This is a genomic window from Pseudomonas mosselii (assembly GCF_003205295.1).
In the GTDB taxonomy this organism is placed as follows: domain Bacteria; phylum Pseudomonadota; class Gammaproteobacteria; order Pseudomonadales; family Pseudomonadaceae; genus Aquipseudomonas; species Aquipseudomonas mosselii_B.
This window is the reverse complement of record NZ_QJRP01000017.1, coordinates 26,436-52,307: the sequence shown is the minus strand read 5'-3', so window position 1 is coordinate 52,307 and position 25,872 is coordinate 26,436. Positions and strand designations below refer to the sequence as shown.

27 protein-coding genes are annotated in these 25,872 nt (G+C 64.2%); 17 read left to right on the top strand and 10 right to left on the bottom strand.

Translation table 11 applies throughout. The annotated features are described in order from the left end of the window. The first annotated feature begins 41 nt into the window (after nt 1-41). The 3 genes from DMX06_RS16935 (at nt 42) to DMX06_RS16925 (ending at nt 3,289) form a co-directional block, all read left to right on the top strand. Entirely contained in the window at nt 42-1,292 is a 1,251-nt protein-coding gene (locus DMX06_RS16935) for a lipoprotein-releasing ABC transporter permease subunit (protein WP_110738517.1), read from the top strand. Between the two features lie 7 nt (nt 1,293-1,299). Then, nucleotides 1,300-1,983: a lipoprotein-releasing ABC transporter ATP-binding protein LolD gene (gene lolD / locus DMX06_RS16930; RefSeq protein ID WP_177330835.1), complete on the top strand. Its 684-nt coding sequence runs from the start codon at nt 1,300-1,302 to the stop codon at nt 1,981-1,983. Nucleotides 1,984-2,044: 61 nt separating this feature from the next. Further along, a complete protein-coding gene (locus tag DMX06_RS16925) occupies nt 2,045-3,289 on the top strand; it encodes a lipoprotein-releasing ABC transporter permease subunit (protein ID WP_110738516.1) in 1,245 nt (414 codons plus the stop codon). 98 nt (nt 3,290-3,387) lie between these two features. Here the strand turns inward: DMX06_RS16925 and DMX06_RS16920 are convergent, their stop codons facing one another. Next, the gene (locus tag DMX06_RS16920) at nt 3,388-4,731 is read right to left on the bottom strand and encodes a heavy metal sensor histidine kinase (RefSeq protein ID WP_181427849.1); all 1,344 of its coding nucleotides are present in this window, start codon (nt 4,729-4,731) and stop codon (nt 3,388-3,390) included. Continuing rightward, complete coding sequence (locus DMX06_RS16915) at nt 4,731-5,411, bottom strand: heavy metal response regulator transcription factor (RefSeq protein WP_110738515.1); 681 nt, start codon at nt 5,409-5,411, stop codon at nt 4,731-4,733. The genes DMX06_RS16920 and DMX06_RS16915 overlap by 1 nt, the downstream gene beginning before the upstream one ends. 156 nt (nt 5,412-5,567) lie before the next feature. Between DMX06_RS16915 and DMX06_RS16910 the strand changes: the two genes are divergently transcribed. After that, nucleotides 5,568-6,083: a cupredoxin domain-containing protein gene (locus DMX06_RS16910; RefSeq protein WP_110738514.1), complete on the top strand. Its 516-nt coding sequence runs from the start codon at nt 5,568-5,570 to the stop codon at nt 6,081-6,083. Between the two features lie 68 nt (nt 6,084-6,151). After that, entirely contained in the window at nt 6,152-6,982 is an 831-nt protein-coding gene (gene queF / locus DMX06_RS16905) for an NADPH-dependent 7-cyano-7-deazaguanine reductase QueF (protein ID WP_110738513.1), read from the top strand. Between the two features lie 33 nt (nt 6,983-7,015). Here the strand turns inward: queF and DMX06_RS16900 are convergent, their stop codons facing one another. Together DMX06_RS16900 and DMX06_RS16895 are read right to left on the bottom strand one after the other, a co-directional pair. Continuing rightward, on the bottom strand, nt 7,016-7,279 hold the full coding sequence (locus tag DMX06_RS16900; protein WP_050704856.1) for a DUF4404 family protein: 264 nt from the start codon (nt 7,277-7,279) through the stop codon (nt 7,016-7,018). 123 nt (nt 7,280-7,402) lie between these two features. Next, on the bottom strand, nt 7,403-7,954 hold the full coding sequence (locus DMX06_RS16895) for a phosphonoacetaldehyde phosphonohydrolase-related protein (protein WP_110738512.1): 552 nt from the start codon (nt 7,952-7,954) through the stop codon (nt 7,403-7,405). A gap of 188 nt (nt 7,955-8,142) precedes the next feature. Between DMX06_RS16895 and DMX06_RS16890 the strand changes: the two genes are divergently transcribed. Then, nucleotides 8,143-8,850, top strand: a complete 708-nt coding sequence (locus DMX06_RS16890; RefSeq protein ID WP_110738511.1) for an MlaA family lipoprotein — start codon at nt 8,143-8,145, stop codon at nt 8,848-8,850. A gap of 52 nt (nt 8,851-8,902) precedes the next feature. Here the strand turns inward: DMX06_RS16890 and DMX06_RS16885 are convergent, their stop codons facing one another. Further along, on the bottom strand, nt 8,903-9,202 hold the full coding sequence (locus DMX06_RS16885; RefSeq protein ID WP_050704859.1) for a PilZ domain-containing protein: 300 nt from the start codon (nt 9,200-9,202) through the stop codon (nt 8,903-8,905). A 269-nt stretch (nt 9,203-9,471) separates the two neighbouring features. Here DMX06_RS16885 and rssB point away from each other — a divergent pair, with 269 nt between their 5' ends. Continuing rightward, entirely contained in the window at nt 9,472-10,656 is a 1,185-nt protein-coding gene (gene rssB, locus DMX06_RS16880; RefSeq protein ID WP_110738510.1) for a two-component system response regulator RssB, read from the top strand. Beyond that, nucleotides 10,653-11,135, top strand: coding sequence for an anti-sigma factor antagonist RssC (gene rssC / locus DMX06_RS16875; protein WP_023631332.1), 483 nt, complete (start codon nt 10,653-10,655; stop codon nt 11,133-11,135). The genes rssB and rssC overlap by 4 nt, the downstream gene beginning before the upstream one ends. A gap of 110 nt (nt 11,136-11,245) precedes the next feature. Here rssC and DMX06_RS16870 read toward each other — a convergent pair whose 3' ends face one another. The 5 genes from DMX06_RS16870 to DMX06_RS16850 all read right to left on the bottom strand — a co-directional run bounded on the left by DMX06_RS16870 (nt 11,246) and on the right by DMX06_RS16850 (nt 16,387). Next, nucleotides 11,246-13,102, bottom strand: coding sequence for an alkaline phosphatase D family protein (locus DMX06_RS16870; protein WP_110738509.1), 1,857 nt, complete (start codon nt 13,100-13,102; stop codon nt 11,246-11,248). A 216-nt stretch (nt 13,103-13,318) separates the two neighbouring features. After that, nucleotides 13,319-14,239 (bottom strand): transaldolase, encoded by a 921-nt coding sequence (tal, locus tag DMX06_RS16865; protein ID WP_110738508.1) that lies wholly within the window; start codon nt 14,237-14,239, stop codon nt 13,319-13,321. 212 nt (nt 14,240-14,451) lie between these two features. Then, nucleotides 14,452-15,459 carry a tRNA dihydrouridine(20/20a) synthase DusA gene (gene dusA, locus DMX06_RS16860; RefSeq protein ID WP_110738507.1) on the bottom strand — a complete coding sequence of 336 codons (1,008 nt, stop codon included), beginning with the start codon at nt 15,457-15,459 and terminating at the stop codon, nt 14,452-14,454. A 274-nt stretch (nt 15,460-15,733) separates the two neighbouring features. Further along, a complete protein-coding gene (locus DMX06_RS16855; protein WP_110738560.1) occupies nt 15,734-16,003 on the bottom strand; it encodes a DUF3077 domain-containing protein in 270 nt (89 codons plus the stop codon). A gap of 138 nt (nt 16,004-16,141) precedes the next feature. After that, entirely contained in the window at nt 16,142-16,387 is a 246-nt protein-coding gene (locus DMX06_RS16850) for a hypothetical protein (RefSeq protein WP_110738506.1), read from the bottom strand. A 581-nt stretch (nt 16,388-16,968) separates the two neighbouring features. Here DMX06_RS16850 and DMX06_RS16845 point away from each other — a divergent pair. The 9 genes from DMX06_RS16845 to DMX06_RS16810 all read left to right on the top strand — a co-directional run bounded on the left by DMX06_RS16845 (nt 16,969) and on the right by DMX06_RS16810 (nt 25,797). Next, on the top strand, nt 16,969-18,033 hold the full coding sequence (locus tag DMX06_RS16845) for a hypothetical protein (protein ID WP_110738505.1): 1,065 nt from the start codon (nt 16,969-16,971) through the stop codon (nt 18,031-18,033). After that, a complete protein-coding gene (locus tag DMX06_RS16840; RefSeq protein ID WP_110738504.1) occupies nt 18,026-18,838 on the top strand; it encodes an aminoglycoside phosphotransferase family protein in 813 nt (270 codons plus the stop codon). Before DMX06_RS16845 ends, DMX06_RS16840 begins: the two co-directional genes overlap by 8 nt. 99 nt (nt 18,839-18,937) lie before the next feature. Beyond that, nucleotides 18,938-19,513, top strand: a complete 576-nt coding sequence (locus DMX06_RS16835) for a hypothetical protein (protein WP_110738503.1) — start codon at nt 18,938-18,940, stop codon at nt 19,511-19,513. An 86-nt stretch (nt 19,514-19,599) separates the two neighbouring features. Further along, on the top strand, nt 19,600-20,637 hold the full coding sequence (locus DMX06_RS16830; protein WP_110738502.1) for an alpha/beta hydrolase family protein: 1,038 nt from the start codon (nt 19,600-19,602) through the stop codon (nt 20,635-20,637). Nucleotides 20,638-20,814: 177 nt separating this feature from the next. Beyond that, nucleotides 20,815-21,330 (top strand): sigma-70 family RNA polymerase sigma factor, encoded by a 516-nt coding sequence (locus DMX06_RS16825; protein WP_050704877.1) that lies wholly within the window; start codon nt 20,815-20,817, stop codon nt 21,328-21,330. Beyond that, nucleotides 21,327-22,247 (top strand): FecR domain-containing protein, encoded by a 921-nt coding sequence (locus tag DMX06_RS16820; RefSeq protein ID WP_110738501.1) that lies wholly within the window; start codon nt 21,327-21,329, stop codon nt 22,245-22,247. The genes DMX06_RS16825 and DMX06_RS16820 overlap by 4 nt, the downstream gene beginning before the upstream one ends. A 302-nt stretch (nt 22,248-22,549) precedes the next feature. Beyond that, on the top strand, nt 22,550-24,961 hold the full coding sequence (locus DMX06_RS16815) for a TonB-dependent siderophore receptor (RefSeq protein WP_110738500.1): 2,412 nt from the start codon (nt 22,550-22,552) through the stop codon (nt 24,959-24,961). Nucleotides 24,962-24,988: 27 nt separating this feature from the next. Further along, nucleotides 24,989-25,153 carry a hypothetical protein gene (locus tag DMX06_RS26345; protein WP_181427854.1) on the top strand — a complete coding sequence of 55 codons (165 nt, stop codon included), beginning with the start codon at nt 24,989-24,991 and terminating at the stop codon, nt 25,151-25,153. 11 nt (nt 25,154-25,164) lie between these two features. Then, entirely contained in the window at nt 25,165-25,797 is a 633-nt protein-coding gene (locus DMX06_RS16810; protein WP_110738499.1) for a hypothetical protein, read from the top strand. Nucleotides 25,798-25,872 lie beyond the last annotated feature (75 nt).

The following is a 25,872-nucleotide window of genomic DNA, read 5'->3' as shown; positions in this document are numbered from 1 at the left end:
TCGCCACAAGGACGTTCCCTTTCATCCGAACAAGCCCCGACATGTTCAGACCTCTATTCGTATTCATTGGTACGCGCTACACCCGTGCCAAGCGCCGCAATCACTTCGTCTCGTTCATTTCGCTCACCTCGATGATCGGCCTCGCCCTGGGCGTGGTGGTGATGATCGTGGTGCTCTCGGTGATGAACGGGTTCGACCACGAGATGCGTACCCGCGTGCTGGGGATGATCCCCCATGCAACACTGGAGACCGGCCAGCCGATCGACGACTGGCAGGCCCTCGCCTCTAAAGTAAAGCAGAATCCGCAGGTGCTGGCGGTTGCGCCGTTCACCCAGATGCAGGGCCTGCTGACCCATGAAGGCAAGGTGCAGAAGGTGCTGCTCAACGGCGTCGATCCGGCCCGCGAGCGCGAGGTGTCGATCATCGACAAGTTCGTCATCGACGGCAGCCTCGACAAGCTGGCCCCGGGCGAGTGGGGCATCATGATCGGCGACAAGGCCGCGCAGAAGCTGGGCGTGGGCATCGGCGACAAGCTGACTTTCGTCGCCCCCGAGGTCAGTGTCACCCCGGCGGGCATGTTCCCGCGCATGAAGCGCTTCACCGTGGTCGGTACCTTCCACGTCGGCGCCGGCGAGATCGACGGATACCTGGGCCTGACCAATATCGCCGACCTGTCGCGCCTGCACCGCTGGAAGGCCGACCAGGTCCAGGGCGTGCGCCTGAAGTTCGACGATCTGTTCCAGGCCCCGCGGGCCGCCTGGGCCATCGCCCAGCAGCTGGGCGAGCAGGAATTCTACCCGCGTGACTGGACCCGCACCCACGGCAACCTGTACCAGGCGATCCGCATGGAGAAATCCATGATCGGCCTGCTGTTGCTGCTGATCGTCGCGGTGGCGGCGTTCAACATCATTTCCACCCTGGTGATGGTGGTCAACGACAAGCGCGGCGACATCGCCATCCTGCGCACCCTGGGCGCCACGCCCGGGCAGATCATGGCCATCTTCATGGTCCAGGGCACGGTGATCGGCGTGGTCGGCACGCTGATCGGCGCGGTGCTGGGCATCCTCGGCGCGCTCAACGTGAGCGCGGCCATCGCCGGCATCGAGACCCTGATCGGGCACAAGTTCCTCAATGCCGACGTGTACTTCATCGATTACCTGCCGTCGCAGATCCAGGCCCAGGACGTGTACATGGTCTGTGGTGCGGCGCTGGTCCTGAGTTTCTTCGCCACCCTGTATCCGGCCTGGCGCGCCTCGCGTACCCAGCCGGCGGAGGCGCTACGTTATGAGTGAGTCGCGCATGAGTGATAAAGCCGTGTTGAGCTGCCGCAACCTGGGCAAGAGCTACGAGGAAGGCCCGGAGTCGGTCCAGGTCTTGTCGGGGTTGAACCTCGAGCTGCATCCGGGCGAGCGTGTTGCCATCGTCGGCAGCTCGGGCTCGGGCAAGAGTACCTTGCTCAACCTGCTCGGCGGCCTCGACACGCCGACCCAGGGCAGTGTGTGGCTGGCCGGCGAGGAGCTGTCGGCGCTGGGCGAGCGGGCCCGCGGCTTGCTGCGCAACCGCGCCCTGGGCTTCGTCTACCAGTTCCACCACCTGCTGGCGGAGTTCACCGCGCTGGAAAACGCCTGCATGCCGCTGCTGATCGGCAAGACGCCGATCGCCGAGGCCCGCGAGCGCGCCGAGGCGCTGCTCAAGCGCGTCGGCCTGGGCCACCGGTTGAATCACAAGCCGGCCGAGCTGTCCGGGGGGGAGCGCCAGCGCGTGGCGATCGCCCGCGCCCTGGTCAACCGTCCGGGCCTGGTGATGCTCGACGAGCCCACCGGCAACCTCGACCACCACACGGCCATGGGTATCCAGGAACTGATGCGAGAGCTGTCCACGCATTCGCAGACCGCCTTCCTGGTGGTGACCCACGACCTCAACCTGGCGCGCCAGATGGACCGCGTGCTGAGCCTGGAAGACGGGCGCCTGGTGGCGATCTGAATCGCCTGCGCGGGGCGCCCCGAGGCGTCCCGGTTCACACTTAGATTGGGTATCCCTGTTCATGTTCAGACCCTTGTCCTTGTTCATTGGTGCTCGCTACACCCGTGCCAAGCGTCGCAACCACTTCATCTCGTTCATCTCCATGACCTCGATGATCGGGCTGTCGCTTGGCGTGCTGGCGATGATCACGGTGCTGTCGGTGATGAACGGTTTCCAGCGCGAGATGAGTTCGCGCGTGCTCGGCCTGGTGCCCCATGCCGCGATCCTCGGCGCGCAGCCGCTGGACGACTGGCGCAAGGTCGCCAGCGCCGCCGAAGGCAACCCGGCGGTGATGGCCGCGGCGCCGATCACCGAGATGGAGGGCATGCTCTCGTACAAGGGTGCGATGCAGCCGATCCAGGTCGCCGGCATCGACCCGGCCGAGGAGGGCAAGGTCTCCATCGTCACCCAGCATATTGTCCAGGGCAGCCTGCAGGCGCTGGTGCCGGGTGAGTACGGCGTGGTGATCGGTGAATTGACCGCCCGGCGTTTTCGCCTGAACACCGGCGACAAGCTGACCCTGATCGTTCCGGAAATCAGCAAGGAGCCGGGCGGCATCACCCCGCGTATGCAGCGCCTGACCGTGGTCGGCATCTTCAAGGTCGGCGCCGAGCTGGATGGCTCCCAGGCCTATATCCATGTCGCCGACGCCGGCGAGATGCAGCGCTGGGCGCCGGGCCAGGTGCAGGGCGTGCGCCTGAAGCTGCACGACCTGTATGCCGCGCCGCAGGTGTCCAAGGCCATCGCTGCCGGCTTGGGCGATGGCTACCGCGCCGATGACTGGTCGCACACCCAGGGCAGCCTGTTCAGCGCCATGAAGATGGAGAAGACCATGATCGGCCTGCTGCTGATGATGATCATCGCCGTGGCCGCGTTCAATATCATCGCCACCCTGGTGATGGTGGTGAACGACAAGGGTGCGGACATCGCCATCCTGCGTACCATCGGCGCGACGCCGGCGCAGATCATGGGCACGTTCATGGTCCAGGGCAGCCTGATCGGTATCGTCGGCACCCTGATCGGCGGCGTGCTCGGGGTGATCCTGGCGCTGAATGTCAGCGCGGTGGTCGGCTGGGTGGAGCGGGTCAGCGGGCAGCACATCTTCACCTCCGACATCTACTTCATCAGCAGCCTGCCGTCGGAGCTGCAGTGGGGCGACGTGGCGATCATCTGCGTGGCCGGGCTGGTGATGAGCTTCCTGGCGACTATCTATCCTGCCTACCGCGCCTCGCAGATTGAGCCGGCGATGGCGTTGCGTTACGAGTAAGCGCTATCGCGGGGCCAGTCGCAGCGGTGGTTCGCCGCTCCCACGCATGCCTTCACATCGGAGTGTGGCGTGGGAGCGGGCTTGCCCCGCGATGAGGGTTACTCAGGCAACTCGATCACGAACCGCGTCCACCCATCTTCACACTCCGCCCGAATCTTCCCGCCGTGGGCCTGCACGATCGAGCGGGTGATGGCCAGCCCCAGCCCCGCATGCTCGCTGCTGCCTTCCTGGCGCGCCGGGTCCGCCCGATAGAAGCGGTCGAACAGCCGCTCGAGCAGTTGCGGAGCGATCTCCGGGCCACTGTTGGCCACCTCGATGCGCAACCCCTGCGCAAGGCTCACACGGATCTCGCCGCCCGCCGGGGTGAAGCGCAGGGCGTTGTCCAGCAGGTTCGACAAGGCCCGGCGCAGCATGTGCCGGTCGCCCTTGGCATGCGCCTGGCCTTCGCGCGACAGCTTCACCTCGGCCTCCTCGGCCAGTGGCGCGTAATACTCCAGCAGCGCATCGACCTCTGCCGCCAGCTCCAGCGCCTGACTATTGGGCATCAGCAGGCCGTGGTCGGCCTTGGCCAGGTAGAGCATGTCGTTGACCAACTGGGCCATCCACTGCAGTTCCTCGAGATTGCCATGCAGGGCCTCGCGGTACTCCTCGAGGCTGCGCGGGCGGGTGAGGGTGACCTGGGTATGGGTCAACAGGTTGGACAGCGGCGTGCGCAACTCGTGGGCGATATCGGCGCAGAACGCCGACAGGCGCTGGAAGGCGTCGTCCAGGCGCTGCAGCATGGCATTGACCGTGCTGGCCAGCTCGGCCAGCTCCTCGGGCATCTCGGCGGCCGGCAGGCGCGTGGTCAGCGAGCGGGCGTTGACGCTGGCGGCGACCTTGCCCATCTGGCGCAGCGGTTTCAGGCCGCGGCGCACGGCCCAGGCACCCAGCAGCGCGGTGGTCAGCGCGCTGAGGCCAACCGTGAGCCAGATCAGGCGCTGCATGCCTTGCAGGAAGTGCTGGTGATGGGTGATGTCGAGGAACAGGGTCAGTTGCGGTGAGGTGGGCCGGGTTTCGTCCAGCGGCAGGCTCAGCCCGCGGTAGTCGATGCCCTGGGTGTGCAGGGTGGCCAGGCCGGGCTGGTCCGGGGCGTCCGGCAGGTCGCTGCGGCTGGCGAACCAGATTGTGCCGTCGACCGCGCGCACGCGCAAGGCCAGGTCGGACTGATGGCTCAGCTCGTTGAGCAGCCCCGGCAGGCGCGTGGCCAGTTGCTCGGGGCTGGTGACACCATCGAGCAGGCTGCGCATCAGTGACAGGCGGCCGTTGAGCAGTTGCTGGTCGAGTTCGACGAAGTGCTGCTCGCTGGCGCGGCTGAACAGCAAACCGGCGCCCAGCGAAACGCTGGCGGTACAGGCGGCGAACAGCAGCGCCAGGCGGCTGCCGAGGGACAGGCGGCGCATCAGTCCTGGCGCTCCTCGAGCACGTAGCCCATGCCGCGCACGGTATGGATCAGCTTGGTGGTGTGAAGGTCGTCGATCTTCAGGCGCAGGCGGCGGATGGCCACCTCGATGACGTTGGTGTCGCTGTCGAAGTTCATGTCCCACACCTGCGAGGCAATCAGCGACTTGGGCAGCACCTCGCCCTGGCGGCGCAGCAGCAGTTCGAGCAGGGCGAATTCCTTGGCGGTCAGGTCGACGCGCTGGCCGGCCCGCTCGGCGCGCCGGCGGATCAGGTCCAGGCGCAGGTCGGCCAGGCTCAGGCAGGTGTCCTGGCTGGCGCTGGCGCCCCGGCGCAGCAGGCTGCGCACCCGGGCCAGCAGCTCGGAGAAGGCGAATGGCTTGACCAGATAGTCGTCGGCACCCAGTTCCAGGCCGTGGACACGGTCCTCGACGGCATCGCGGGCGGTGAGGAACAGTACCGGCGTGTCCAGCCCGGCCTGACGCACGGCCTGGAGGATCTGCCAGCCGTTACGCCCCGGTAGCATCACATCGAGGATCAGCAGGTCGTGGTCGCCGGTCAGGGCCAGGTGCTGGCCGGTGTTGCCGTCGTTGGCCAGTTCGGTGGCGAAGCCTGCTTCGCTCAGGCCCTGACTCAGGTACTGGCCGGTCTTGGCCTGGTCTTCGACGATCAGCAGTTTCATGTGTTTACCAATGTTCGGGTCAACGCGATGCCGAAATGATACGTGACGATCTCGCGGCCTGCCCAAGCTGACAAAGTTGTAATCTTCCCGTCAGCCAGCTGCCAGCCAGCCTTTTCGAGAATGGTCTCATTCTCCCAGAACGACCCGGAGTCACCCATGAAACACCTGTTCATCGCCGCCGCCCTCGCACTGGTCAGCCTGCCGAGCCTTGCCGACAGCGGCAAGCCCTTCGCCTTCGGCGAGCCGGCCGAGGCGGCCAAGGCCAATCGCACCGTCGAGGTGGTGCTCAAGGACATCGCCTTCGAACCCAAGAGCATCAAGGTCAAGGCCGGCGAGACCGTGCGCTTCGTGCTGGTCAACGAAGGCAAGCTGCCCCACGAGTTCAACCTGGGCGACAAGGCCATGCACGCCGAGCACCAGAAGGAAATGATCGCCATGCAGGGCAAGCTGTTCACCGCCGGCATGAACCACGAAGGCATGGACCATGGCCAGATGGATCACGGGCAGATGGGCGCTGGCCACGGCCATGCCGGCGGCAATACCGTGCTGGTGCAGCCCGGCCAGCGCGCCGAGTTGACCTGGACCTTCCGCAAGTCGGCGCCCATCGAGTTCGCCTGCAACGTACCGGGCCATTACCAGGCAGGCATGGTCGGGCCGCTGACCATCGAGTGACAACGGCTCCAAGGTGGGGTGCAAAACCGGTAGACTAGAGGCAATTTCGAACCTTCAGGTCAGTTTCCATGCATCCCGCCGCCGAACACTCCCCGCTGGGCAAGTCCAGCGAATACATCGCCACCTACACCCCCTCGCTGCTGTTCCCGATTCCCCGCCTGGCCAAATGGGCCGAGCTGGGCGTGAGCGGCGACGCACTGCCGTGGCAGGGCGTGGATTTCTGGAACTGCTTCGAGCTGTCCTGGCTGCTGCCCTCGGGCAAGCCGGTGGTGGCCATCGGTGAGTTCGCCATCCCGTGCGATTCGCCGAACATAATCGAGTCCAAGTCGTTCAAGCTGTACCTCAACTCGCTGAACCAGACGGTGTTCGAGTCGGTGGAGGCGTTGCAGGCGTGCCTGGTGCAGGACCTGTCCGCCGCAGCCGGCAAGCCTGTCGGGGTAAAGGTCAGCACCCTGACCGAGGTCGAGGGGCAAGGCGTGACCGCGCTGCCGGGCCAGTGCATCGATGCGCTGGATGTGAACATCAGCAACTACGAGCAGCCGCAACCGGAGCTGCTGCGTTGCGCGTCGGAGCGCATGGTGGAAGAGACCGTGCACAGCCACCTGCTCAAATCCAACTGCCCGGTCACCGGCCAACCGGACTGGGGGAGCGTGGTAGTGGAGTACAAGGGACAGGCGCTCGATCATGCCAGCCTGTTGACCTACCTGATCAGCTTCCGCCAGCATGCCGACTTCCACGAGCAGTGCGTGGAGCGGATCTACCTGGACCTGAAGAACCTGCTCAAGCCGGAGCACCTGACGGTGTATGCGCGGTATGTGCGCCGTGGCGGGCTGGATATCAACCCGTACCGCAGCACCGGGGCGATCAGCCCGCAGAATCTGCGGTTGGTGCGTCAGTAATGTAATGGGGCCGCTTTTGCGGCCCCATTCGGTTCAGATCCCCATGCTGTGCAGGTGATTGGCGATATTGCGCAGGATGGCGGTGAGGTCCGGGTGGTCTGCTTCGAAGCGTTCGACGGCGGTATTGACCCCGTCGACCAGGTTGTTGTCCTTGGTCGCTTCTTCGAGTTTGATCTGGGCTTCGATCTGCTGCATCAATTCATGCAGGTGGTCGCGCTCTTCCAGCGAGAGCGGTGGATTGCGGTCCAGTTGCTCGCGCAGGCTATCGAGTTGCTCTTGCAGTTCGCGGGCAGGCATTGTTCGTTCTCCATCAATGACTTGGCAAACCATGGACCTCGGCGAAGCGGCAAAGGTTCTGGCCTGCCTTCAAGCGTAATCCACCTGCCGCTGCTTTGCATGACCCGCATCAACGGGGATGTATCAGGGTTTCTCGCCCTTGTGCCGGCGCTGGGCAATGTCCGCCAGGCATGTGTCGAGGGATTCCAGGTGATCGATCACCGAGTGCACGCCCAGGCCGAACAGTGCCAGGGTGGCCTTGCCACGGGTGCGCTCCTGTTCCTGCCGGGTCATGGCCTGCCATTGGCTGGAACCGAGGTCGCAGGCCGCCAGGCCCACCGTCCACAGGCCGGCGTTGAGCCCGGCCTGCAGCAGCCGCGGCTCGCCGCTGACCAGCACGCAGCCTTCCAGGCGCTGGCTGTCGAGGCTCATCAGCGCCTGCCAGCAGGCATTGGGCGCCGGCCATTTGCAGCCGTTGACCAGATGGCCCGGCAACCAGTCGGGCAGTACGCTGCTCAGGCGCTTGCCCTGGGCTGCGGTGAGCTCATCGAGCCAGATGCATGGCACCGCCTGCGAGCGCAGGTGGTGAAGGGAGTCGAGGGCGCCGGGGGCCGGCAGGGGGCCGCCGTCGGTTGCCTGGACCAGGCAGCCGCGCAGGCCGAACAGCACGGCGGTGAAGGCGGGTGCGTCTTGCATGGCAACGTCCCTAAATACCCCGCAGGCTATCCGGCGATTGTTACCGGGGGATGACGGCTACAGTTGTTCACAAAATCTTGACAGAGATATGTAAAACTACCGCTCAGCCAGCAAGCCAGTATACTTGCGCCCTATCGAGCAGCGCGCCAAAGGCCGTTGCCGCCGTGAAATCCGATGGAGAAACATCTATGCGTAGGATCGGTGCCGGAGTGATCGAGCGAGTCACCCAGGCCTGTGTCTGCGCCAGCTTGCTGCTGGCGCCCGTGGCAGCCACCCAGGCGGCCACCGAGGAGGATCCGTGGGAGTCGGTCAACCGACCGATCTTCAAGTTCAACGATGTCCTCGACACCTATGCCCTCAAGCCGCTGGCCCAGGGTTACCAGTTCGTCACCCCGCAGTTCCTCGAAGATGGCATCCACAACGTCTTCCGCAACCTGGGCGACGTCACCAACCTTGCCAACAACGTGCTGCAGCTCAAGCCCCATGCTGCGGGCGTCGACACGGCGCGGCTGATCGTCAACACCACCTTTGGCCTGGGCGGTTTCTTCGACGTCGGCACCAAGATGGGCCTGCAGCGCAACGACGAGGACTTCGGTCAGACCCTCGGCTACTGGGGCGTGCCCAGCGGGCCTTACGTGGTCATTCCGTTCCTCGGCCCGAGCACCGTGCGTGACGGCCTGGCCAAGTACCCGGACACCTACACCGAACCCTACCGCTACATCGACCATGTACCGACCCGCAACTCGATCTTCGCGATGGACGTGATCGACACCCGCGCCAGCCTGCTGTCGGCGGAGAAGCTGATCCAGGGCGACAAGTACATCTTCCTGCGCAACGCCTATCTGCAGAACCGCGAGTTCAAGGTCAAGGACGGCCAGGTCGAAGACGACTTCTGATCGACTGTGCTTACGAAAAAGGCGACCTTCGGGTCGCCTTTTTCGTAACAGTTCAATGCATGGCCAGGATGCGCAGGCCGAACTTCTGCGCGCCGCCGGGTTGGTCGGCGATCCACACCACTTCGGTGCTGGCATGCAGGCCGGCGAGGGCGGCGTGGTCGGAGTCGATGCGCACCTCGAGCTGGTCGCCCACCTTGAACCGCTGCGGTGCCTGGACCTGCATGCCGCTGCTGGAGAGGTCGATGCACACGGCGCTGATCACCTGGCCGGCGTGCAGCAGGCTGACCTCGGTTTCAATGCGCATGCGTATGAAATCGCGTTTTTCGCTGTAATCCACGGGGGGCTGGGACATGCTTGCATCCTTTCGTCAGGTTGCGCCGATGTGCTTTCTTATAACGCCGGGTGATTTGCCCTGTAAAGTGCGCGGAAGTCTTCCTTGCCATGCTTGAAACGCCAGGCGGATGGGAGTACCGTCAGCGCCTTACAGGGCACCTCGCTATTTGCCGGACCAGTCTTCTTGTCCTACAACTCAAATAGAGAGTGGCTAGAGAGCATTCCAGTAGCCGTCTGTCGGTCCTCCACAGCCGCTACGCCAACCCAAATCTGGCGCCGTTCGCCCACATGCAGAAACCCAGTGCAACGCTGCTGATCATCGATGACGACGAGGTGGTCCGTGCCAGTCTCGCCGCCTATCTGGAAGACAGCGGCTTCAGCGTCCTCCAGGCCGGCAACGGCCAGCAGGGCCTCCAGGTCTTCGAAGCACACCAGCCCGACCTCGTGATCTGCGATCTGCGCATGCCGCAGATGGGCGGCCTCGAACTGATCCGCCGGATCAGCGAGCGCGCGCCGCAGTTGCCGGTGATCGTGGTGTCCGGTGCCGGCGTCATGAGCGACGCGGTCGAAGCCCTGCGCCTGGGCGCGGCGGACTACCTGATCAAGCCCCTGGAAGACCTGGCCGTGCTCGAGCACTCGGTGCGCCGCGCGCTTGACCGCTCGCGCCTGGTGCTGGAGAACCAGCGCTACCGGGAGAAGCTCGAAGCCGCCAACCGCGAGCTGGAGGCCAGCCTGCACCTGCTGCAGGAGGACCAGACCGCCGGTCGTCAGGTGCAGATGAACATGCTCCCGGAAAACCCCTGGGTGGCCGGCGAGTTCGCTTTCGAGCACCAGATCATCCCGTCGCTGTACCTGTCGGGCGATTTCGCCGACTATTTCCGCGTAGATGACCGGCGCATCGCCTTCTACCTGGCGGACGTCTCCGGCCACGGCGCCTCGTCGGCGTTCGTCACGGTGCTGCTCAAGTTCATGACCACGCGCCTGCTGTTCGAATTCAAGCGCGGCGGCAAGATGCGCGAGTTCAAGCCTTCGCAGGTGCTCAGCCACATCAACCGCGGGCTGATCAACTGCAAGCTGGGCAAGCATGTGACCATGGTCGGTGGCGTCATCGACGAGGACACCGGCCTGCTTACCTACAGCGTCGGCGGCCACTTGCCGCTGCCTGTGCTGTTCACCCCGGGCCAGGCCCGCTATCTGGAAGGCCGCGGCCTGCCGGTGGGATTGTTCGACGAGGCCAGCTACCAGGACCAGGTGCTGGAGCTGCCACCGCAGTTCAGCCTCACCCTGATGTCCGATGGCATTCTGGACCTTTTGCCCGGGGACACACTCAAAGATAAGGAAGCGGCCTTGCCGGAAATCGTCAAGGCGGCGGGTGGTAGCCTGGAGGGGCTGCGCCAACGATTCGAATTGGCTACGCTTGGGGAGATGCCGGATGATATCGCCCTATTGGTGTTGAGCAGGAACCTTGAATGAGTACTGGTAGAATCCAGTTCGCCGAGCAGAGTGGGACTTTCGTTCTGAAATTTGTCGGTGAAGTGCGCCTGACCCTGTGTTCGGCGCTGGATGCGACGATCGAGAAGATCTTCACCGCGCTGAACTTCTCGGCCATCGTCATCGACCTGACCGAAACCGAGAGCATCGACAGCACCACCCTCGGCCTGCTGGCCAAGCTGTCGATCCTGTCCCGGCAGAAGGTCGGCCTGCTGCCGACCGTGGTCACCACCAACCCGGACATTTCCCGCCTGCTGCAGTCCATGGGCTTCGACCAGGTGTTCAATATCGTCGACCGCCCGGTGCCGTGCCCGGAGTGCCTGACCGACCTGCCGTCCCAGGACCAGGACGAGAGCGTGGTGCGTTCCAAGGTGCTGGAGGCGCACAAGATCCTCATGGGCTTGAACGACTCCAACCGTGAAGCCTTCCATGACCTGGTGAGCGCGCTCGAGCGGTCCTGATTCAAGTGCTGCGCCGGCTTCTTCGCGGGTAAACCCGCTCCCACAGGCACCGTATGATCTGTGGGAGCGGGTTTACCCGCGAAGAAGCCGGCGCGGTATCAAGCGTCTATTCAATTCCGCCTGATGAATTCGGTTGCCGCCGTGCCGTCGGCATTGAGCTGCAACACCCGCTCCGGCCGCCCCTGGCCATCGAAGAACACCTGCCCCAACCCCGCGCTGTTCCACAACCGTTCCCCGGCCTTGCTGCGGCTGGGCGTACGCGGCACCACTTCCATTTCCCGGCGCTTGGTAAACCAGTTGAGCGGCGAGCGCGGCGAGTACAGCCAGCGGTTGAGCCGGTCGAGCATATCCAGCAGGCGCCGGGGAAACTCGTTCTTGATCCCGCTGCTGGTCACCTGCCACAGGTGCGGGCTGCGCTGGCGGTGGCGGATCAGCACTTCGTAGACGAACGAGTAGTGCACGTCGCCCGACAGCACCACGTAGTGCCCCGGTGTGCGCGAGTGGCGGAAGATGTTGAGGATCACCCGCGCCGCGCCGCGATGGGCCATCCAGTTTTCCGCATCCACCAGCAGCGGGTAGCCCAGGGCGCTGAACACCCGCTGCACGGTTTCGATCAGCTTGACCCCGAAGATCGGCGCCGGCGACACGATGATCGCCGAAGGATGGTCGAGCAGCGCCTGCTGCAATTCGCTCAGCGCCTCCCAATCGAGCAGGCCGGAGGGCTTGTCCAGGCTGCTTTCGCTGCGCCAGCGGCGGGTGCGGGTGTCCAGCACCAGCAGCGGTGGATCGCTGGGCAGCGCGTACTGCCAGCCCTGGAAGCGCAGCAGCTCGGCGATCAGCTCGTCCCGCGCCTCGTTCAGTTGCCGGCATTGCCCGACCAGCGCTGCGCAGCCGTCCGGATCGTTGCCCCAGCCCTGGCACAGCAGGTAGCCGAGCAGGGCGTTGCCGATGATGCGCCGCGAGAACGGGTGGCCGTAAGCGGTCTGTTCCCATTGCGCCGACAGGTTCCAGTCGTCGGTGATGTCGTGGTCGTCGAAGATCATCAGGCAGGGCAGGTGGGCCATCACCCGCGCCACCTGGCCGAGGCCGTCGCGGAAGGCCTCGATCAGCGGCAGTTCGCGACGGTAACGTTCTTGGCGCTGGTCGGTCAGGCCCTCTGGCATGTCCATCCGCACCAGCGTCCACGGCAGCGGCGACCAGACCAGCAGGTACATGGCCATGACCTCGGCGAAGGTCACCAGATGGTTGTCGGCGTTGCTGGACGAAAAGATCGGCTTGCGCTTGCCGCCGAAGAAGCGCTCGCGCAGGGTCTCGTTGCCTTCCTGGGCCGGCAGCAGGTCGGCGCGGTGGTAGTAGCAGGCCGGGTGGCGATAGAGCGCGGCGCCGCTGTCGACCAGGGCGCCATCGAGGGCCTCGTCGAACAGGCCCAGGCGCTCGATCAGCGCGTGGATGGCACGCAGCATGGGGCCGGCGACATCGTCGGCATACACCTGGTCGCCGCTCATCAGCAGCACGGCGGGGCGCTCTGCCGGTTGCGGGTTGGCGGCAAGCAGGCGGTCGGCGCAGAGCAGGCCATCGGCAGCCGGGTGGTGGGGCTTGCGGCAGGAGCCGTGGAGCAACTGGTCGAGGCGATCGCGCAGCACGAAGCTCGGGCGGCTGGCGCCGGGGTAGAGCAGGTGCGGGGCCCAGTCGGCGATGCCCTGGCCGTTGGCCAGGCGCAGGTCGTAGTCGAGCGCCACGTTGCTGGGCAGCGGGTGGTCGAAGTGGATGTCCAGCAGGTGAATGAAGGCGTGCGTACCGACCGCGATCACCTCGCAGCGCGTAGTGGCGCCGATGCCGGCCTGGTCGAGGAGGAATTCGGGGTGCAGCGGTTGCGAGCCGACCAGCCAGATGGCCAGACGTTGCGATTCCAGGCGGCGCAGGATGGGGCCGGCGAGGACGAGGGGGAGCGACGGGGTAGGTGTCATCTATCTTGAGCAAAACATGAGAGGTGGGTCTGGCTCAGGCCCTGTGGGAGCGGGTTTACCCGCGAAGAAGGCACTGCGGTGGCTGGCACCGGCTGCGCCGGTGTTCGCGGGTAAACCCGCTCCCACAGGGTGCGTGTTATGGTCTGGTACGAAAACGGGCGGGAAATGCTCTGCATTAACCGCCCGTCGATCAAGCCGAAGATGTATCAGGCTTTGTCAGCCAGCCATCAGCGCTTCCAGTTTTTCCTGGTCGCGGGCGAATTGGCGGATGCCTTCGGCCAGCTTCTCGGTGGTCATGGCGTCTTCGTTCATTGCCCAGCGGAACTGGCTCTCGTTCAACTGTTGCTTGGCCTCGCCGGCATTGCCCGGCTTGAGCAGGCGTGGCAGTTCGCCCTGGTCGTCCGACAGTTGCTGCAGCAGCTCGGGGCTGATGGTCAGGCGGTCGCAGCCGGCCAGCTGTTCGATCTGGCCGATGTTGCGGAAGCTCGCGCCCATGACCACGGTGTTGTAGCCGTTGGTCTTGTAGTAGTCGTAGATGCGGGTGACCGACTGCACGCCTGGATCCTCGGCGCCGACGTATTCCTTGCCGGTGCTCTTCTTGTACCAGTCGTAGATGCGCCCCACGAACGGCGAGATCAGGAACACCCCTGCATCGGCGCAGGCCTGGGCCTGGGCGAAGGAAAACAGCAGGGTGAGGTTGGTCTGGATGCCTTCCTTCTCCAGCTTCTCGGCGGCGCGGATGCCTTCCCAGGTGGAGGCCAGCTTGATCAGCACGCGGTCTTTCGGCACACCGGCTGCTTCGTACAGCTCGATCAGCTGACGGGCCTTTTTCAGCAGCGCCGGCTCGTCGAACGATAGCCGCGCGTCCACCTCGGTGGAGATGCGCCCCGGAATGACCTTGAGAATGCCCGAGCCCACCGACACGGCAAACTTGTCGCAGGCCAGGTCGACATTGCCCTTGGCATCGGCCTTGACCTGCTTGAGCAGGTCGGCGTAACCCGGGATGGCGGCGGCCTTGAGCAGCAGCGAAGGGTTGGTGGTGGCGTCGACCGGCTTGAGGCGGGTGATGGCGTCCAGGTCGCCGGTGTCGGCGACCACGGTGGTGAACTGCTTGAGTTGTTCCAGCTTGGAGGTCATGGGCGTGCTCTGTCCTGTGCAATGACTCGACATTACCCGAGCCCCGACAGCCACTCAAGGCCCGTCGCAGGCGTATCGGGAAACCCACGCAGGCAATCCGCTCCCGTGTAGGAGCGGGCTTGCCCCGCGAAGGGCTGCAAAGCAGCCCCGGCCAACGCCAGGGCCGCGGTAAAAGGCTAACCCTTCGAGTGCCAACCCCGCCCCAGGTTCCCTCAACGCCCCTGCAACAGCTCGGCAGCCTGGTCCAGCACCTTCAATGGCTCGCTGGTCTTGTGAATGTCCGCCGACAACAACTGCCGGAAGCGCCGCGCCCCAGGGAAGCCCTGGCCCAGCCCAAGGATATGCCGGGTGATGTGATGCATCGCGCCGCCGCTTTGCATGTGCGCGACGATGTACGGACGCAGTTTTTCCATCGCCTCGGCCCGGCTGACCACCGGCGCCGCGCTGCCAAACAGCTGCTGGTCGACCTCGGCCAGCAAGTACGGGTTGTGGTACGCCTCGCGCCCCAGCATCACGCCATCGAAGGTCTGCAGGTGGGTGCGGCACTCGTCGAGGGTCTTGATACCGCCGTTGAGCACCAGCTCCAGGTCGGGGAAGTCGGCCTTCAACTGCGCCGCCACGTCATAGCGCAGCGGTGGGATCTCGCGGTTCTCCTTGGGCGACAGGCCTTCGAGGATGGCGATGCGCGCATGCACGGTGAAGCTGCGGCACCCGGCGTCGCGCACCTGGCCGACGAAGTCGCACAGCTCGGCGTAGCTGTCGCGGCCGTTGATGCCGATGCGGTGCTTGACCGTGACCGGAATGTCGACCGCGTCCTGCATGGCCTTGACGCAATCGGCCACCAGCGCCGGATGGCCCATCAGGCAGGCGCCGATCATGTTGTTCTGCACCCGGTCGCTGGGGCAGCCGACGTTGAGGTTGACCTCGTCGTAGCCGGCGTCCTCGGCCAGGCGCGCACAGGCGGCCAGGTCTGCCGGCACGCTGCCGCCCAGTTGCAGGGCCAGTGGGTGCTCGGATTGGTCATGGCGCAGGAAACGCTGGGCGTCGTTGTGCAGTAGGGCGCCGGTGGTGACCATTTCGGTGTAGAGCAGGGCGTGCTGGGAGAGCAGGCGCAGGAAGAAGCGACAGTGGCGGTCGGTCCAATCCATCATCGGCGCCACGGAGAAACGGCGGGATGGCTCGGGGCGCAGGGATGTGGGTGTAGCGGCTTGAGAATGCATAAGTCTGGGACACGAACTCAGCGAAGCCAGGCGGCGGGGTGCGCTGGCTGGCGATGGAAAGAGTGAATGGCTGCCAGTTTACCAAGCATGGCGGGATTCGTCCGGTTTGATCGGCGATCAGCCTCTGCGGCTTTCCCACCTTCCGTGACACAAGGCCGCTCTTACAGGTGACGCGCTCCCTGTAGGAGCGGCCTTGTGCCGCGAAAGGGGCGCAAAGCGACCCCGGCAGGTCCAAGCCGAACGCCAATTCTCAACACCTTGAAAGGGCTGGCCTTCAGTGGCTCATCCCCAACTCCGCATCATCCATCAGCGCCTTGGCCAGCGCGCTCAGGTAATACGACGCCCAGAGCAGTTGGGGCTTCTCCTCCATGATCCCGGTGATGGTCAGGTCGCGCACGCAGCCCATCAGTTCCGAGGCCTGATCCCGCGCATGCTGGCAAGGGATCCCGGGTTCGATGCAGAACAGCGGGTCGGTCTGGCCTTCGCCCTGGTAGAACTTGGTCTTGCCCACGGTGGTGTGGGGCGTGGTGGTGTCTGTGGTCATCATTGAATCTCCCTGAAGTGTTCCGCCGCCTGGTCTGTCGCTATCGCGGGGCAAGCTCGCTCCCACGTCGGGACGCAATGGCGTGGGAGCGGGCTTGCCCTGCGATGACGTCAGCTCAGGCGCCACATGCCTTGTGGTCTAGTGCAATGGGCGCGGCTGCGCATTCGGCATTTGTACCTGGATCAATGCCGACTCCAGGAGTACGCGCAGTGCCTCCATCTTATGCATGGAGGCCAGCATCAGAATCGAGGCGTGTGACTTGGGCTGCAGCAGAACAGCCTGATGCGCCACACTCTGCGCGCACAGGGCGTACTCGGTGGCCTGGATGAGGGTGTCTTCGAGGGAGTGGTGGTTGTGGGGTGGGTCGGGGACGATCTTCAACATCACGATTTTTCTCAATGATGCGGTCACCTGCCTGCTGTCAAACAGAAGGGTGGCAGCTGTACGTGGGTTGACAGACCGGCGAAAATCGTAAAATTCCGGCGCACGCAAGCGTGCCCGCACATACAGCCGCCATAAACGGCAAGCCATACACGATTATTCGTCACAGCCTGTCAAAGCTGTATCGTTGATATGCAACGACAGGCCGAGACTAGAGCCCTGGCAGGGCGGTCGCAACGAAAAATGGTGGGCAGCAGTATGTTTGGGAAACGGACTACAAGAAAGCGGCTAAATCCGATGTTCGACGCAGGGATTGCACCAAACGCAGTTGGCGCCGCTGCTGCAGTGACTTGGTTGGTAATCCCACAGGCTAGCTGCAGCGGCGTGGTGTTGCGGGCGTAGCAGCTTGAGCGTGTACAAGTCTGGGACACGAACTCAGCGAAGCCAGGCGGCGGGGTGCGCATGGCTGGCTGACGCAACCACTGCTTTGCAAAGCCCTGTCTAAAACAAATCGGTCAGCGTTGATAGCCCGTGCGTTGCCCAAGGTCCTACATTGACGACCAGGCTCAACCACGGAGTTACCTATGTCAGTCAATGGTATTCAGCATTCCCAGCTCCTGCCCAGCCACATCAGCGAGCAGACCCTGTCAGAGACTGTGGTTGAGGGGCAAGTCCGATTGGTCAGTACCTCGCCAGAGGCCAATCGTCTGGCCAAACGAATTGAATACAGTTCGGGCAGGCATTTGCTCCAGCACCTGACGGTATCCAAAACTCAGCCGCTCAAGGACCTGCTCAACTGGTTACTCAGCTGTCTCGGTCGAGGGGGTGATGCCAAGGACCTGTCGGCAGATCTACGCCTGCAACACACCGAACCGACTGACCACGCGGTGCCTCCTGGTCGAGGTTTCGGCAATGGCTTCAAGAGCGTGCTCGACACAGTAAGCCTGCTCTCGACTTCGTCCAAGATTAATCAAGAACGCTTCGATGTAACGCTAAAGGCCGAGCAGATTGAAGCGTTGCAAGGCGCCATTATCGACGGGAGCGTGAACTTTAAAGACATTGAGCGGATGGTGAAGACCCGTGGAGACTTGCAACTGGTCCGCACCCTGGCGTTGAGTTTGACTCATGATGCCGTCTCGCATAAGCCTTCAATCAAGGCGGCACTGGCAAACTTGGCCACCGGCCGTCCAAACACAAGCGTATTTCTAGGGGGGCTGATAACTTTCCTGCAGGTTCAGGAAGCCCGGTGGCTCGAAAAGAACAGGAACAATTCTGAAATGCTATTAGATGCCCAAGCGCAGAATGATTTCATTAGCGAACAGCTCCAGGAACATGTCAACAATCTGGGCACTCAGGAGGCAAACAAGACGCTGGAGCAACTGGAAGGTTATTTCGGCCAGCGGGCACATGGGCTCATGGGGATTGCTAGTGAGCTATCGGGGTTGGCTGATGATAACGATCAGCTTCTGTCCCGTCTGGCCCGCGCAGAGGGTCTGACTGACAACCTGATCAGTCTGCTTCGCGCGAAGCTTGACCTGCCCGATATTCGTATACCGAGTTCACCCACTATCGATGGCCTGAACCAGTTGAACCCACTGGAGCTGGCCGCACTGTCGAGCATCGGTATCAAGTATCGGAACCATGATTGATCACTACCTGAAACGATGGGGGCTGACCCTCGACGGGGAGGCGTTCGTTTCGTTGAACGGCCATCTTCTCCCCGTTCGCCAGGGCGATACACCCGCCATGCTGAAAATCGCGCAGTCACCGCAGGAGCAGGCCGGCAACCAGCTCATGGCCTGGTGGGCCGGTGACGGTGCGGCGCCGGTGCTGGCTCACGATGGCGAGGCGTTGTTGATGACGCGGGCGCAAGGCTCGGCATCTTTGGCGCAGATGGTTGCCGATGGCCGGGATGACGAGGCTACGCGCATCCTCTGTGCGGTGGCAGCCCGACTTCATGCGCCACGCGCTAAGCCCATGCCTGCGCTGGTTCCGCTGGAACAATGGTTCGAAGCGCTGTGGGGCGCGGCAGCGACTCACGGCGGGGTGATGGAGCACAGCGCCAGGGCGGCGAGGGCGCTTTTGGCTGCGCCACAGGATGTGGTGGTACTGCACGGCGATATCCATCACGGCAATGTGCTGGATTTCGGGCCGGCTGGATGGCTCGCCATCGATCCCAAGGGTTTGTGCGGCGAGCGGGGCTTCGATTACGCCAATATTCTCTGCAACCCGGACGATGCAAGCGTGCTGGCGCCGGACGGCTTTGTGCACCGGATCGCGATCATCTCGGCTGCTGCCAGTATTGATAGGCCCAGGCTTTTGCAATGGGTGCTGGCATGGGCAGGGTTGTCAGCGACCTGGATGATCGAGGACGGCGTTCAGCCGGACAGCAGGCTTGAGATGGCGAGGCTGGCAGCTTCGGCACTCGATTGCGGCGTTCGGATTTCTGACTGAGCCGGTGCCTCACAAAACGAACGAGTTGCTATGCTGCTGGCGGTCCGGGCATACGGATTCGCCAGCGCCGGATGGTATGGCCAATACAAGGAGGTTCACATGCAAGTCACATTACCCTTGAGTGTCAGCGACTGGAAATACAAGACGGCCAGCGGTGGCGGGCTGACGGTGATGTTCGCCGCCGCCAGCGGCGGTCTGCTCACCCTGACCGATCCCGACAAGGCCGAACAGCAGTTTCGCTACGGCTCGCTCGGGGTCGGCGTGGGCGCAGGCGCGCGCCTGCCGCGAGTGGGCAAGATCAACTTGCTGGTACGCGGCAAGAGCGTCGGCGCGGTGGGCGCGAACGAAGACTTCCCGGCGATCGGCACGGTGCTGGTGGCAGACTCGGTCGCTGGCCGTGGCCTGGTCCGCGACGATTTCAAAGGGGGATGCGTGTTCCTCGAAGGCGGGCTGGGCCTGGTCGGTGGTGGCAGCGGGTCGGGCGTGTTGTTCGGCCTGGACCCCAAGTTGCTGATCCTGAGCACCGCCGCAGTGGGGGCGGGCGGTGCGCTCCTGCCACAGGACACCCTGCCGCGTCTTCTGCGCTCGGCCAAGGGTGTGATCTTCTCCGCTGGGTTCAACATCGGGGTGCAGGCTGGTGGCGGCTTGACGTTGACCCTGGGCGGGCTGTTCTGATCGAGGGCAACGTGAGCGAGCGACACGTTCCCCGCGCGTCCGATCGCGTCCCGTTGGCGCAGGTCCCATCAAGGAAGATAAAAACAATGAAAACAGTGCTCGGTTTCTTGCTCATCTGTTTGGGCCTACCCGCATTCGCGCAAGAAACACCTATCGGTTTCCGGACCTCGACCCTAACGGACAAACAACATGACCGCCCGCTGGAGCTGGCGGTCTGGTACCCGGCTGCAACGACTGCCGCACCACAATCGATCGGTGATACACCGGTGTTTGTCGGCGACCCCGCCGTGCGCGATGCGCCTCCGGCCGCAGGTGCGTACCCCTTGGTGGTGCTGTCCCACGGTTATCGCGGCAACTGGGGAAACCAGTCATGGCTGGCCAGCGCGTTGGTACAGCGAGGTTACATCGTGGCGGCGGTCAACCACCCAGGTACGACCACCCGCAATCGTGACCCGCAAGCGGCGGCACAGTTGTGGCAGCGTCCCATCGACCTGCAGCGGGCCATTGATGCGGTCATGGCTCAGCCGGCAAAGTTCGGCGCGGTGGCGGCGGGTAAGATTGCGGTGGCAGGGCATTCTCTGGGGGGTTGGACCGCTTTGGCAATCGCGGGTGCCCGGTTCGACGCCGAGCGTTTTGTCCAGGACTGCATCGCCCATCCGCAACTGGCCAGTTGTGGCGTCTACAAACAGATAAACCCCGACAGCAGCCCGGCGTCGAAAGCCCGATTGGCCGATGATCTGCGCGACAAGCGTGTCACGGCCATCGTGACCCTGGATCTGGGCCTGTCGCGTGGCATGACCAATGACAGCCTGGCGGCATTGCCAGTGCCGACCCTGGTGATCGCGGCAGGCGCGCCTTCTGAAGACCTTCCGGCACGATTGGAGTCCGCCGACCTGGCCAAGCGCTTGCCCCAGGCGACGAGTCGTTATGTCGAGATCGAGGACGCCAGCCACTTCAGCTTCTTGTCCATGTGCAAACCCGGCGCATTGGCGTTGCTCGAAGAGGAAGCCCACGGTGATGGCGTCATTTGCCGGGATGGCGATAACGCTCGGCCACGGGCGTTGATCCAGCAGCAGATTGCCCTGCAGATCACCGAGTTTCTGGCGCAGTCGTTTCATAACTGACGACGATCCATCATGGGCGGATCAATTGTTGCGCAGCTGAAGCAGGCAATCGATCCGTTCATGAAAGGCTATCTAGCAATGTGAGCGTACCTGCCACCATTCCCAATCCCGCCCTCACTCAGTACACTTGAGACAAATTCTTATTCGCACCTGGTAATCTTTTTGGGGGAGGGCGTGATGTCCACCGTTGTTCCCGCCGGCACTGTCCATTGCGGCCTGGAAACGCTCTACCGCGAGCACAGCACCTGGCTCCACGGCTGGCTGCGCCAACGCCTGAACAGCTCCGCCGATGCCGCCGACCTGGCCCAGGACACCTTCATCCGCGTGCTGCTGGCGCGCACCGCCGGCACCCTCAACCAGCCCCGTCACTACCTGGCCACCATCGCCCGTGGCCTGGTCATCGACCTCTATCGCCGCCGCAGCCTGGAAACCGCCTATCTCGAAGCCCTGGCGCTGCAGCCGGAGAACTACGCACCTTCCGCCGAAACCCACGCCGCGATCCTCGATACCTTGATGGCCATCGACCGCATGCTCGACGGCCTCGGCCCGCGCACGCGTGCGATCTTCCTCGCCGTGCAACTGGACGGATTGAGCTACGAAAAGGCCGCCGAACGCCTCGGTGTTTCGGTGAGCACCGTGCGCAAGCACCTGGCTCGCGGGTTGATGCACTGCCTGCTGGTCGAGGGGGCATGAAGGCCATTCTTGCCGAGGCCGTGGACTGGTACGTGCGCCTGCACGACAGCAACGTCGATGCCTCGACCCGCGCCGCGTGGCAAGCCTGGCGCGCCGCCGACCCTCGCCATGCCGCCGCCTGGGCGCGCCTGGAAGAGCTGCAGGGCCGCCTGGGCAACGCACCCGGCGGCGCCGCGCAGACCCTGGAAATTGCCCGGCGGGATCGGCGTCATGCAATGAAGGCACTGGCGCTGTTGCTCGGTGCCGGCGTGATTGGCTGGCAGGGCTACCGGATCTCGCCGTGGAGCGCCGACTACTCGACCCGGACCGGCGAGCGACGGCAAGTGACCCTGGCCGATGGCACGCGCCTGGACCTCAATACCAACAGCCGCGTCGATATCCGCTTCGACGCTGGCCGGAGGCTGATCCACCTGCGCCAGGGCGAGATCCTGGTGGAGACCGCCAAGGACCCGCGCCCGCTCAGTGTGCGCACCGCTGAAGGCGTGGTCCTTGCCCTTGGCACCCGATTCAGCGTGCGCCAGGACGCCGGGATGAGCCATGTGGCGGTGGCCGCCCATGCCGTGGAGGTGCGGCCAGGGCAAATCTCGCAAGTGGTGCGTATCGATGCCGGGCATGGGCTGAGCTTCGGCGCCGACAGCCTCGGGCCGCTGCGTCCCCTGGCTGCCGGCGCCCAAGCCTGGGCACAGGGCATGCTGGTCAGCGTCGATTGGTGCCTGGGCGATGTGGTGCGTGAGCTGGCGCGCTATCGGCCTGGTTATCTCGGGTGTGCGGGGGAGGTTGCCGGGTTGCGCCTGTCAGGGGCGTTCAACCTTGATGACACCGATGTTGCCCTGGCCAGTTTGGAGGATGCACTGCCGGTTCGTGCACGGCGCGTGACGCGCTATTGGGTGCGGCTGGAGCCGCTTGGGGTGGGGTAGGGCGATTTCAGGCCATTGCAACCTACCTTCCTGAAAACCTGTTCGTGGGAGCGGGCTTGCCCCGCGATGAGGGCGTCAAGGCTGCCATCGCATCGCGGGGCAAGCCCGCTCCCACGCCAGTAGTCCCCCCGCGTCTCGAATCTTGGGCGATGAAGCAGGTTGAAGGCTTGGGTGATTTTGTATCCTGTCTCAACATTCGAGAATTTTTCGCATTTGGGGTGGCAGATTTCTCGTGCTGCTTCGGCTCTTCAGGGCGCGCGCATCAAGCGTGCCCAAGCCAACCAGTACAGGAACCCCTTTTCATGTCCGCACGCCGTACCTCGCTAGCCTGCAGCATTCGCCAGGCGACCCTCGCATTGAGCCTTTGCGGTGCCGCATTGGCGACCTCGACCGCCTGGGCCGCCCCGCAGCGCTACGATATCCCGGCCGGCAGTCTGGCTGCTGCGATCAGTCAGTTCGCCGCCGCCAGCGGCGTGACCATCAGCTTCAGCAACGACGAAACCACCGGGCTGCACTCGTCGGGGCTGCAGGGCAGCTTCGAGCTGGACCAGGGGTTTGCCACATTGCTGCAGGGCTCCGGGTTGCGGGTGCAGCAGGTGGGCGAAAAGCGCTATGTGCTGAGCAAGGTGCAGAATGACGGCGCGGTCGAACTTGGCGCGACCAGCGTCGATGCCCTGGAGCTGGGCAGCACCACCGAGGGCACCGGCAGCTATACCACGGGCTCGGCCAACACCGCGACCGGCCTGCGCCTGTCGGCACGGGAGACGCCGCAGTCCGTCAGCGTGGTGACCCGTCAGCAGATAGAGGACCAGAACCTCACGGACGTGACCCAGGTCCTCGAGCAGACGCCGGGTGTGGTCGTCGACAGCATGGGGCCGGCCGGTAGCGACGCCAACCATATCTATGTGCGTGGCTTCCAGGTCGGCAGCATCCAGGTCGACGGCGTCAACCGCCCCGATACCTTCGGCTTTCGCGACGACCTGGCCGACATGGTGTCATACGACCGTGTGGAAGTGGTGCGAGGGGCCACCGGCCTGATGTCGGGCACCGGCGATCCCGGCGCCACCGTCAACCTGGTTCGCAAGAAGCCGACCGTCGAGACCCAGCGCAAGCTGACCCTCAAGGCCGGCTCGTGGGACAGCTACCGTACCGAGCTGGACCTGTCCGGCAAGCTGTCGGAAAGCGGCCATGTGCGTGGCCGTTTCGTGGCCTCGACCACCGACAGCCAGAGCAACGTCGACCGCCAGTCGCTGGAGCGGCAGGTGGCCTACGGCGTGGTGGAATGGGACGTCACCGACAGCACGATGCTGACCGTGGGCGCGGAATACCAGGAGATGGACAACGATGGCGCGGGCAACCACGGTTTCCCGATGTACAACGCCGATGGCAGCCATTTCAACCCGTCGCGTTCGTTCAACTCGGCTTCGGACTGGAGTTACCACAAGCGCCGCGCGAAAACCCTGTTCACCACCCTGGAGCATCAGCTGGACAACGGCTGGCAACTGAAGCTGAACGCCGAGCACAGCCGTCGCAGTTACGACGACACCTTCGCCACCGCCGCCAGCGGCACTGTCAAGCCCGATGGCAGCGGCATCAGCACCTGGACCGGTCGTTGGGCGGGCGAGCCGCGGCAGACGTCGTTCGACCTCTCGGCCACCGGCCCGTTCGAACTGCTGTCCCGCGAGCACCAGGCGTATCTTGGCGCCAGCCACTACCGGGCCTACTACCGTAACCCGGGCTACCAGCTGTGGACGATCCAGCCAATCGACAACATCCATACCTGGGACGGTTCGCTGGCGATCCCGGATGCCATCCACACCAAGTATTCACAAGACGCGCTGGACGAAACCCAGGATGGCCTGGTGGCGTCGGTGCGCTGGAGCCTGGCCGATGACTTGTCGCTGATTACCGGGGCGCGGGTGATCGACTGGAAGCGCGAAGAAACCGGGACGACCCTGTCGACCGGCGCGACCACGCGCACCTCGCGCAGCGAGACCGGGGTGGTTACGCCCTATGTTGGGCTGGTCTACGACTTTGCCGAGAACTGGTCGGCTTATGCCAGCTACACCGCCATCTTCAAACCGCAGAGCAAGCAGGATGCCAGTGGCGGCTACATCGAACCGCTGGAGGGCGTGAACTACGAGTTGGGTATCAAGAGCGAGTTCTGGGACAAGCGCCTGACCACCGCCTTCAGTGTCTTCGAAGTGCAGCAGGACAACCTGGCCGTGGCCGACGGCGACAAGCTGGCACCGGACGGCAACCAGGCCTACCGCGCCGAGTCCGGCACCAAGACCCGTGGTTTCGAGATGGAGGCGGCCGGGCAGATCCTGCCCGACTGGCAGGTTTCCGCCAGCTACACCTATGCCCAGGCCGAGGACTCCGAAGGCAAACGCCTGCTCACCGAAGTGCCGCGCGACACCTTCAAGCTCTTCACCAGCTATCAACTGCAGTCCCTGCCGCAGCTGAAAGTCGGCGGTGGCGTTCGCTGGCAGGGTATGGAGTACAAGAAGAACGCCGGGCCCCATGGCGAGACGTTCACCCAGGGCAGCTACAGCGTGGTCGACCTGATGGCGCAGTACGCGTTCACGCCGCAGACCAGCGTTTCATTGAACCTCAACAACGTGCTGGACGAGAAGTACTACTCGGCGATCGGCGCGCGTGGCTGGTATGGCACTCCGCGCAGTGCCACGGCTACTTTGGTCTACGCGTTCTAGCGTTGTTGCGTCTTGTGGTTCCCATGCGTGGGAACCATCCCTCCTGAAAGTACCTGCGATGGTAGCCACTACAGCAGCAGCCCGCACCATGCCGTGCCGGCCATCGAAGTCCATGTGCTCAAGCGCCGGGGCTGGTACATCAAGTTCTATTTCATCGAACCCCAGACGTGGTTCATCAGCGTTCATCAGTGAGTATTGCGACCATGAAGATCCTGTTCGAAGGCGATACCGGCCAGGCCCTGTGCGAGCACTGCCAGGCGCTGGTCGCAATGCATTACATCCGGCGCGACGTGCCCTTCAGCGATGGCCAGGGCATTGCGCGGGACATCCTGGTGGGCGTGTGCGATGGCTGCGACACGGTGGTGGCCATCCCGCCGCAGTCCACCCCGGCGATTCGCGAGGCGCGCAAGCAGCAGCTCAAGTCCATCGAGGCGCGGCTGCCGGCGGTCTATCTCGATGTGCTGGATGCTGCGATGCAGGCCGTGTGCAGCGAGGCGGGCGCACACCTGCGCAAGCTGTTCCTGGCCCATTACTTCCAGTGGCTGGTGCAGGCGCGCCAGGGCATGGGTTTGCAACCCGGCCATGAGGTCTTCGTGGCGGCCCTGGAGGCGCAGCGGCGTCAGCGTGGGTTGCAGGCGTCGGGTGCCACCCGGCGCTTGTCGATGAAGGTCAATCCGCATATGGCCGAGGATTTTCTGGCGTTGCTGCAGCAGACCCGGATGAGCCAGACCGAGCTGCTCAAGGCGGTGATTGCGCGGATCCAGATGGATGTGCTCGAGGTGCGCGATCCGCAGGTGATCGAGGTGTTGCAGCGTCTGGTGCGAGTGGCCGGGTAGTGGATCACATGTGAGACTTGCGAACGTCACAATCCAGGCGTAACGTACCTCACATGTGAGACAAGGACACCCCTC